Origin of the sequence: Brevundimonas sp. UBA5936 (assembly GCA_002430835.1) — a bacterium.
Lineage (GTDB): Bacteria > Pseudomonadota > Alphaproteobacteria > Caulobacterales > Caulobacteraceae > Brevundimonas.
The window spans coordinates 41,760-49,647 of sequence record DJDA01000145.1; the positions used below are offsets into that span (position 1 = coordinate 41,760).

The 7,888-nt window shown below is 67.1% G+C and carries 7 protein-coding genes; 5 read left to right on the forward strand and 2 right to left on the reverse strand.

Annotated features, from left to right (window positions below):
• Positions 1 to 75: 75 nt before the first annotated feature.
• The 4 genes from B2Y21_RS15025 to B2Y21_RS15040 all read left to right on the forward strand — a co-directional run bounded on the left by B2Y21_RS15025 (position 76) and on the right by B2Y21_RS15040 (position 5,177).
• Entirely contained in the window at positions 76 to 1,593 is a 1,518-nt protein-coding gene (locus tag B2Y21_RS15025; RefSeq protein ID WP_292060631.1) for a hypothetical protein, read from the forward strand.
• A gap of 167 nt (positions 1,594 to 1,760) precedes the next feature.
• Entirely contained in the window at positions 1,761 to 3,527 is a 1,767-nt protein-coding gene (locus B2Y21_RS15030) for a GspE/PulE family protein (protein ID WP_292060632.1), read from the forward strand.
• A 10-nt stretch (positions 3,528 to 3,537) separates the two neighbouring features.
• The gene (locus tag B2Y21_RS15035) at positions 3,538 to 4,746 is read left to right on the forward strand and encodes a type II secretion system F family protein (RefSeq protein WP_292060633.1); all 1,209 of its coding nucleotides are present in this window, start codon (positions 3,538 to 3,540) and stop codon (positions 4,744 to 4,746) included.
• Positions 4,746 to 5,177: a type IV pilus modification PilV family protein gene (locus B2Y21_RS15040; RefSeq protein WP_292060634.1), complete on the forward strand. Its 432-nt coding sequence runs from the start codon at positions 4,746 to 4,748 to the stop codon at positions 5,175 to 5,177. The genes B2Y21_RS15035 and B2Y21_RS15040 overlap by 1 nt, the downstream gene beginning before the upstream one ends.
• 4 nt (positions 5,178 to 5,181) lie before the next feature.
• Here B2Y21_RS15040 and B2Y21_RS15045 read toward each other — a convergent pair whose 3' ends face one another.
• Positions 5,182 to 7,521 carry a secretin N-terminal domain-containing protein gene (locus B2Y21_RS15045; RefSeq protein WP_292060635.1) on the reverse strand — a complete coding sequence of 780 codons (2,340 nt, stop codon included), beginning with the start codon at positions 7,519 to 7,521 and terminating at the stop codon, positions 5,182 to 5,184.
• A 17-nt stretch (positions 7,522 to 7,538) separates the two neighbouring features.
• Positions 7,539 to 7,649 carry a SctD/MshK family protein gene (locus B2Y21_RS15970; RefSeq protein ID WP_422653070.1) on the reverse strand — a complete coding sequence of 37 codons (111 nt, stop codon included), beginning with the start codon at positions 7,647 to 7,649 and terminating at the stop codon, positions 7,539 to 7,541.
• Positions 7,650 to 7,718: 69 nt separating this feature from the next.
• Here B2Y21_RS15970 and B2Y21_RS15050 point away from each other — a divergent pair.
• Positions 7,719 to 7,888: aldehyde dehydrogenase family protein (locus tag B2Y21_RS15050; RefSeq protein ID WP_292060642.1), on the forward strand; the 170-nt coding region annotated here is incomplete at its 3' end.

Here is a 7,888-nt window from a genome sequence, read left to right on the forward strand (position 1 = left end):
TATCTCTCTTGACCCCTCAAAGAATGCCGGGATACAAGATCAAAGCCATGGACGCAGCCATTCCTCTCGGGGGGTGTGAACTGTGGCCGAGAGGCGTTCACAAAACGGCGCCGTCCACTGACAAGTTTCTTTGGGGAACCAACCAAAATGACTAAGAAGCTTCTTCTCACCGCCGCCGCCCTGGGTGCGATGGCCTTCGCCGGCGCTGCGAGCGCTGGCGTCCTGTCGGCCGGCTCGACTGTTTCGGGCGTGCCGGTGACCGCTGCAGCTCCGGCGATCCCGGGCGGCGCGCCTGCCGTGACGGCAGCGACCTACACGGTCGCTTCGGAATACGCTTTCCCGGCCGCTGGCCTGAAGACGGACATCGTCAACGCTGGTGCGAACGCTTTCGTGTTCAATCGCCTGACCAATGAAATCAACGTCGATAAGGACGCTTCGGGTCTGACCTTCGTTGTCACCTATGACCTGACGGGCCCGGCCAAGTTCGAGAACGTTTCGGGCGCTGCTGTGAACCTGGGCACTCTGGTTGGCACGGTCACCCCGGTGCTGAGCAACGGCGGCAAGACCCTGAAGGCCTTTGTGACGGTTTCGGGTAACGGCGCTAACACTGTGAAGATTGACAGCGTTCGTCTGGCCAACTTCGACCTCGCCGTGACCGGTAAGGAAGCCGTCAAGGTCAACTACACCCTGCAACAAGTCATTGCTGGGCAGAACGTTGATCTCGACTCGTCTAACGCGACGAACATCGTTACTTTCGGGACGATCTTCGATAGCTTCTTTGCCGTTGAAGATGCTTCGGTCTTGGCCGCGCTGGATGATTTCGAGATCTTTAACGACACGAAGGGTCTGACCAACGCTAATGTTCCGGCCAGCGGTGCTACGGTGACGACTCTTCCGTGGGAAACGTCGCTGCGCGGTTCGCGTTATATCGACCTGCAAGGTGCTGCTGCTGGCGTCGCCGTCGATGCGGTGATCCGCTCGGCTGAAGTCACCCTGACGGGCCCGCAGGTTAAGACCCTGAAGGCCAAGATCGGCACTGAAGCCCTGCCGGCCGACGCCACCGCAACCAGCGCGACCTATGAGCTGGACGGTGCTGATCTGGACGCCTTCCTGGTTCTGGCGGCTCAAGCTGATACCGCCATCGACGCTGGTTCCTACAAGGTCATCATCAAGCCGACCTATGAAACCAACTGGGCTGGCCCGGCTTCGCTCGAGCGCGACGTCCTGACCGTCGGCCTGGACGGCACCAACCTCTACGCTCCGTGGTTCGCCCTGGACAACGGCGTCGCCAACTCGACGCTGCGTCTGGCCAACAACGGCTCGGCTCCGATCGGTCCGATCGTCGTCTCGCTGAAGGCCAACAACGGCGCGGCTGCCCCGACCGGCACCTACACCATCCCGTCGATCGCTCCGGGCGCCTTCGTCTCGGTGCGTGGCGACCAGCTGAAGGCCGCCTTCGGCACCACGGCCGCCAACGGCGACCTGATGGTCACGGTTCAGAGCCAAGACAGCGGCCTGTCGGCCAAGGTTCGTTCGACCCAGTCGACCGGCCAAGTCTACGAAAACTCGCTGGGCACCGTCAGCGGCAACTAAGTCCAGGTTTATTCCTGAACTGGGGAAGGGAGGGCTTTACGCCCTCCCTTTTCTTTTGCGTGAAGCCGTGATGGCGGTCCGGGTCGCGCCTTTCCCAAGCGGTTGTCGTTCAGGCGGTTCGTCCGGTGGACGGCGTTCGCTTCTCTCGCTACAGCGGACAGGTGACTGTGAGCGCTCCCTCCGTGAACCCTGATCGACCCGCCGCCGCTTCAGCCCCGCGCGCGGGCCGACCACGTCTGGGCGAGCTGCTGGTCGAGCGTGGCCTGATCCGCCCCGCCGATGTCGCCAACGCCCTGTCGCTTCAGGCCCAGAACGGCGGCCTGATCGGGCTGAATCTGGTGCGTCTGGGCGCCCTGTCCGAAGCCCAGCTTCTGGACGTCCTGTCCGAACAACTGAACCTGCCGATTCTCGCCCCCGAGAACGGCCCCGCGCCCGAGCGCATCTCGGCCTTCCTCGACGAAATCGGCTCCCCCTTGGCCTGGTGGGCCGATCGCGAAGCCGTCGCCTGGCGCGAAGAGCCTCAGGACGGCGTGGGCCAGGCCCGCATCGTCTGCGCCGCCGTCCAACCCCTGGACCCGGCCCTGGCCGAACGCATCAACCAGGCGACAGCGGAGCCCGTCGCCTTCTTCCTGGCCCAGCGCTCCCTGATCGAGGCTCTGGCGGAAGACCTGACCCGCGACCACGCCCCGGCGCTGGACCCGACCCTTGGGGGCGCGGGCGCTGACGCGGCCCGCCTGCGCGAACTGGCGCAGGAAGCGCCGGTCATCGACTTCGTCAACGCCGTCTTCGCCGAGGCCCTGACCCGCCGCGCCTCCGACGTGCACGTCGAACCCTATGAGGACCGCTTTCTGGTCCGCATGCGGATCGACGGCGTCCTGACCACGGCGCGCAGCGCGCCGCGCTCCAATTTCGACGCCGTCTGCTCCCGTATCAAACTGCTCAGCGGCATGGACATCGGCGAGCGCCGCCTGCCGCAGGACGGCCGCCAGTCGATTCGCGTCTCGGGCCAGGAGGTCGACCTGCGGGTCTCGACCTTGCCGTGTTCCTGGGGCGAATCCATCGTCCTGCGTCTGCTGGGCAAGACCAGCCGCCTGCCGCAGCTGTCCGAACTGGGCGTCAGCGCCGAACAGGAAGCCGGCTTCCTGCGTCTGGCCGAACATCCCAACGGCGTCTTCCTGATCACCGGCCCGACCGGCTCGGGCAAGACCACCACCATCTACCGCCTTTTGACCCACCTGAACGACGGCGAGCGCAAGATCATCACCGTCGAAGACCCGGTCGAACTGGACCTGCCCGGCGTGATCCAGGTCCGGGTCCGTTCCGAGATCGGCCTGACCTTCGCGGCGGGGCTGCGCTCCATCCTGCGTCAGGATCCGGACGTCATCATGATCGGCGAAATCCGCGATCCGGAGACCGCGCGCATCGCCGTCCAGGCCGCCCTGACCGGCCACATGGTCATCTCGACCGTGCACACCAACACCGCCCTGGCCGCCATCCCGCGCCTGCTGGACCTGGGGATTGAAGACTATCTGCTGGCCGACGTCATGCGCGGGGTGGCCGGACAGCGTCTGATCCGCCGCCTGTGCGACGACTGCGCCCGCCCCTCGACTTCGGTCGAAGCCTCAGTTCATGAACAGACGATTCCCGCGCACCTGCACGGCGTCGTCGCCCGTGAACAGGCGCGCTGGATGGAGCCGGTCGGCTGCGCCAAATGCGGCCACAGTGGGTTCCGCGGCCGTCTGGGCGTCTATGAGCTGGCGCCCATGTCGCCGGCGCTGATCGCAGGCATGCGGGCCTCGGCCGATGAGGACCAACTGACCGCCGCCGCCCGCACCGAGGGCTTCCTCAGCTTCGCCGACGACGCCTTCCTGAAGGCGCGTCGCGGCCAGACCGCCCTGTCCGAGGTCTATCGCATCGCGGGCGCGGGCCAGTGAGGCGCGCCCCATGACCGATCAACTGACCTTCCAGTATGAGGCCGCCGGTCGCGACGGGCGGATGGTCAAGGGGATGATCGGCGCCGCCGACGAGGCGCTGGCCATGCGTCGTCTGGCCGCCGACGGCCTGACCGTCGTGCGCATCCGCCCCGCCGCCGCGCCCAAGGCCGAGGGCCGCGAGCGCGGCCTGAAGACCGGCGAACGGGTGCTGGTGTTGCGCCAGATGGCCCTGATGCTCGAGGCCGGCGTCTCCCTGCTGGAGGCCTTGGATACGGTCGCCCAGGGGATGCAGGCGCGCAAGGGCCGCCGCCAGTTCCAGGCCGCCATCGCCGCCCTGCGACGCGGCGAATCGCTTGGCGACGCCCTGGAAGAGCACGCGCCGGGCTTTCCTGACTATGTCTACGCCATGGCCCGCGTGGGCGAGGCGTCGGGCCGCATCGCCGAGGTGCTGAAGGAGGCCGCCGAGCAGATGGCCTATGAAGACCGGCTGCAGCGCGATTTCGCCAACGCCATGACCTATCCGGCCTTCCTCTGCTTCGCCGGGGTGGCGGCCATCGGCTTCATCTTCACCCAGGTCGTGCCGCGCTTCGGCGCCATGATCGGCGAGGACCGCGAGAACATTCCCGCCATGTCGCGCTGGGTGCTGGAGACCGGCGAGTTCGCCAACGCCAACCTGGGTCTGGTGGGCATTGGCGCGGCGCTGTTGATCGCGGCCATTGTCGTCATCGTCTCCAACAAGGCCGTGCGCGAGCGGGCCTATACGGTCGCCCACGGCCTGCCGGTCGTGGGGGCGGTGATTCAATCGCGCGAGATCGCCTCCTGGGCGCGGCTGACGGCCTTCGCGCTCAACAACGGCGTGCCCCTGCTGTCGGCGGCGGCGCTGGCGCGGGCGGCGGTGCCGATCGGCCCCTTCCGCCAGGGGCTGGATCTGTTGGACAGCGATCTGCGCGCGGGCATGACCCTCGACGCCTCGCTGGGCGCGCACACGGGGCTGGAGGCGATGGACCTCAGCCTGTTGCGGGCGGGCCAGAAGTCGGGGGCCATCGGCGCCATGTTCGGCTTCATGGCCGACAACTACGAAGCACGACTGCGCGACCGGATGAAGCGGATGACCTCCCTGCTGGAGCCGATGGCCATCGCCGTCATCTCCATCGTGGTCGGCTTCGTGGCCCTGTCCCTGGTTCTGGCCCTGTCGAGCGTTTACGAAGGCGTGGTCTGATGCCGCGGCCGCCAAGGGCGAGGCGCGCGGGCTTCAGCCTGATCGAGGCCCTGGTCGCGCTGGCCATCGCCTCCATGACGCTGATGGCCATTTTCGAGCTGCAGATTCAGATGGCGCGCAGCCAGCAGCGGGCGGCTCAGGCGATCGAACAGGTCGCCTCGCAGGAAAACGCCCTGGCCCTGACGCGTCATCTTAATCCGATGGCCCAGCCTCAGGGCCGTATCGAACTGCCCGGCGGCGATGTCGTCGTCTGGGAGGCCGAGCCCAAGAGCGAACGCCGCGTCAACGCCGGCTTCCCGGCGGGCGACGGCGCCTATGAGGTTCAGCTGTATCGCGTCACCGTCGGGGTGGAGCGCCGTCAGGGACGCTCGCCCGCGCCCCTGGTGTTCGACCGCGTGGGGTGGCGACGCCTGACCCCCGTCGAGGACTGAAGGCTCAGTCCTCGACGGGGGTGTTCGCGATCTCTGGGGCGTCATTGGCGGCGCCCGCCGCTGCGGGCTGGGCCTCGACGGCCGGCGCGCGGCGACGCTCCGATGCGCGATTGGGCGCAGGCAGGTCGAAACCGACGCCCCGCACGCCGTGGCCGATGGAGAAGGGCGTCAAGGTGTAGGACCAGCCGCGGCCCGTCCGGAAGGCGGCGTTGATATCGCTAGAGAAGGCGTCGGCCAGGTCCGCCATGTCCTCGTCGCCACGGATTACATGGGGGGTGATCAGCATCACCAGCTCAGTGCGCACGCCACCGACGCTGTTGGTCTGGAAGGCTGAACCGATCAGAGGGATGTCCTTGATGAAGGGCACGCCGGTGTTGGTCTTGGAATAGCTGTTGCTGATGAGGCCCCCCAGGACACCGGTCCAACCGTCCGTAAGAGATATCTGGGTCGTCAGGCTACGATTCAGGATTGGCGGGCTGGCTATGGCGGTGCTTGCTGACTTGCCGACCTCTGATATCTCTTGGCTGATGGTGATGTCGACCCGGTCGCCATAGACTACGGGCTGAAGATCCAGGATCACCCCGGTCTGGCGATACTGGACGCTTTGTAAGACGTCGGTGCCGTCGCCGTTGCCCGTCTGCGTGTTTGTAGCGCGCTGCGAGGTGATGATCGGCACGTCCTGGCCGACTTGGAAGCGCGCCGTGCCGCCGCTGCGAGCGACCAACTGCGGTCGCTGCAGGATGTTGACGCGGTTGTTCGATGCTTGGGCGGCCAGGCTGGCGCGGAAATCCGGGCCCTTGAAGGAGACGACTAGGCCGCCGCCCAATTCAAGGCTCTCCGTCGATCCTGTCAGGACGCCGTCGCCACGACTATCGGTCCCGAACAGGTTGACGCCTAGCGCGGTGTCGTCTGTCAGCGTCACCTCGGCGATCATCACCTCGATCACCACCTGGGGCGCCGGGGTGTCGAGCGTGCTCAGCAGGTTGCGCAACTGGGCGAACTCATTGGCCGTGCCTGTGAAGATGATGCGGTTGCCGATCGGGTCGGTCAGGACGCGGCCGTTCATGAACTGGCCCTGGGCGCCGGGCCCTTGGCCGCTTCCCCCGCCGCCGCTCATCGTATTGCCCTGAGGACGGCCGCCGTCCTGCGCGGGCGGGGCGCCGGGCACGCCGACGGGCGCCTGGGCCTGGGCCATCGTCGGGCTCTGACCCATGGCCAACTGGCCCAGGGACGAAGCATCGGTGTTCTTGACTTGGTAGACGAAGGTCGAGGCCTTGTCCCCGAGCGAGGCCGGCTGATCCAGGGTCTCGACCCAGTAGCGGGCGCGGGCCAGGGCCTCGGGGTCGCGAGCGAAGATCAGCAGTTGGTTCGCCGCAGGGAAGGACAGGATGACGATGGCGCGTCCGGCCAGAGCCTGGCGGGAGACGACGTAGCCCTCGGTCGTCAGCGTCTGTTCCAGCGACGTCGCCAACTGGTCCGTGGCCCAGAAGGAGGGTTCGACCCGCAGCACTTCCGTCCCGGCGAAGCGCGGCTGATCCAGCTCGCGCAGGGCCCGCACGACCTGGGCCACTTCGCGACCCGAGCCGGAGATGATCAGGCTGTTGGTCAGGGGGTCGGGCGTGATCCGCGCACCGCGCAGATTGGGATAGACGTCCTGCAGCAGGCTTTGCAGGGCATTGACCTCGATGGTCTGGACGCTGAAGAACTGAACCACGCGGCCGGCGGCCGTCGGCACGGCGCGAGTGCGCTGGATGTCTGCGCCGGTCGAGGTCTCAGGCGATGCGCCGATGGTGACGAAGCCGCCGTCGATATAGACCTCGATCCCATACTGCTTCAGCGCCTGCTGGGTCAGGCTGAACAGGGCGCGTTTGCTGATGGAGCCGCCGCTGCCCCCGGCCACCACCTCGGTGCGCGAGGCGACGTCGGACGACAGGGTGAAGGGCACTTTCAGCACGCCGCCGAAGACGGTCGCCGCGAACTGAGGAATGGGCTGGGGCGACAGATTGGCGTCGACGGGTTCGTCCGGCAGCAGATTGGCGATCTGCTCCGGCGTGGCGGGCTGGCGCGCGGCGGCCGCGGCTGACGGCGGGCCGGGAATGGCCAGGGTGCTGGTCTGGACGCGAGCGCGGCCGTTGCCGGCGACGCCGCCGATCTGGCCGTCGGCGGAGTCAGATTCGATCGGCGCCTTCGGGCGATCCACCACGGTCTCGAAGTCGGGGAAGGCGGCGCAACCGGCCAGCAGCAGCAGGGGTGCGGCCGCGACGGCGGCGCGCAGGCTCAGGCGTGACAGGCCGTGCATGGCCGGACGCCGAAGGGCGGGACGATCCGCGGTCAGGTTCGACATGCCGTTCTCCTCGATACTCAACCGAACACCCGCACGACGCGCGTTTCGCGTCCCTTGGCCAGGGTGACGGCCTCAGCCGTAATGTCCTTGATGCGCCAGCCGTCGCCGAAGCGGGCGCCTTCCGCCAAGGCGCCGACGCCGCCGCTGTCCGTCGTGACCAGGGCGCGGCGCTGACCGGTTCGGAAAAAGCGGGTAGCGTGGTAGCAGCGCAGGCGGCTAAACACATCAAGAAAGCGACGCTTGAGCTGGGCGGTAACGATGTGTTTGTGGTGCTCGACGACGCAAGTCTGGAGAAAGCGGTGAAGATTGGTGTTCAGGCCCGACTCAACAACGCCGGACAGGTCTGTACTGCCGCGAAACGCTTTAT

Excerpts from the sequence above, each read along its gene's own strand:
- B2Y21_RS15035 (WP_292060633.1), top strand. The coding sequence starts at position 3,538 with ATGACCGATCAACTGACCTTCCAGTATGAGGCCGCCGGTCGCGACGGG.
- B2Y21_RS15040 (WP_292060634.1), top strand. The coding sequence starts at position 4,746 with ATGCCGCGGCCGCCAAGGGCGAGGCGCGCGGGCTTCAGCCTGATCGAG.
- B2Y21_RS15045 (WP_292060635.1), bottom strand. The coding sequence starts at position 7,521 with ATGTCGAACCTGACCGCGGATCGTCCCGCCCTTCGGCGTCCGGCCATG.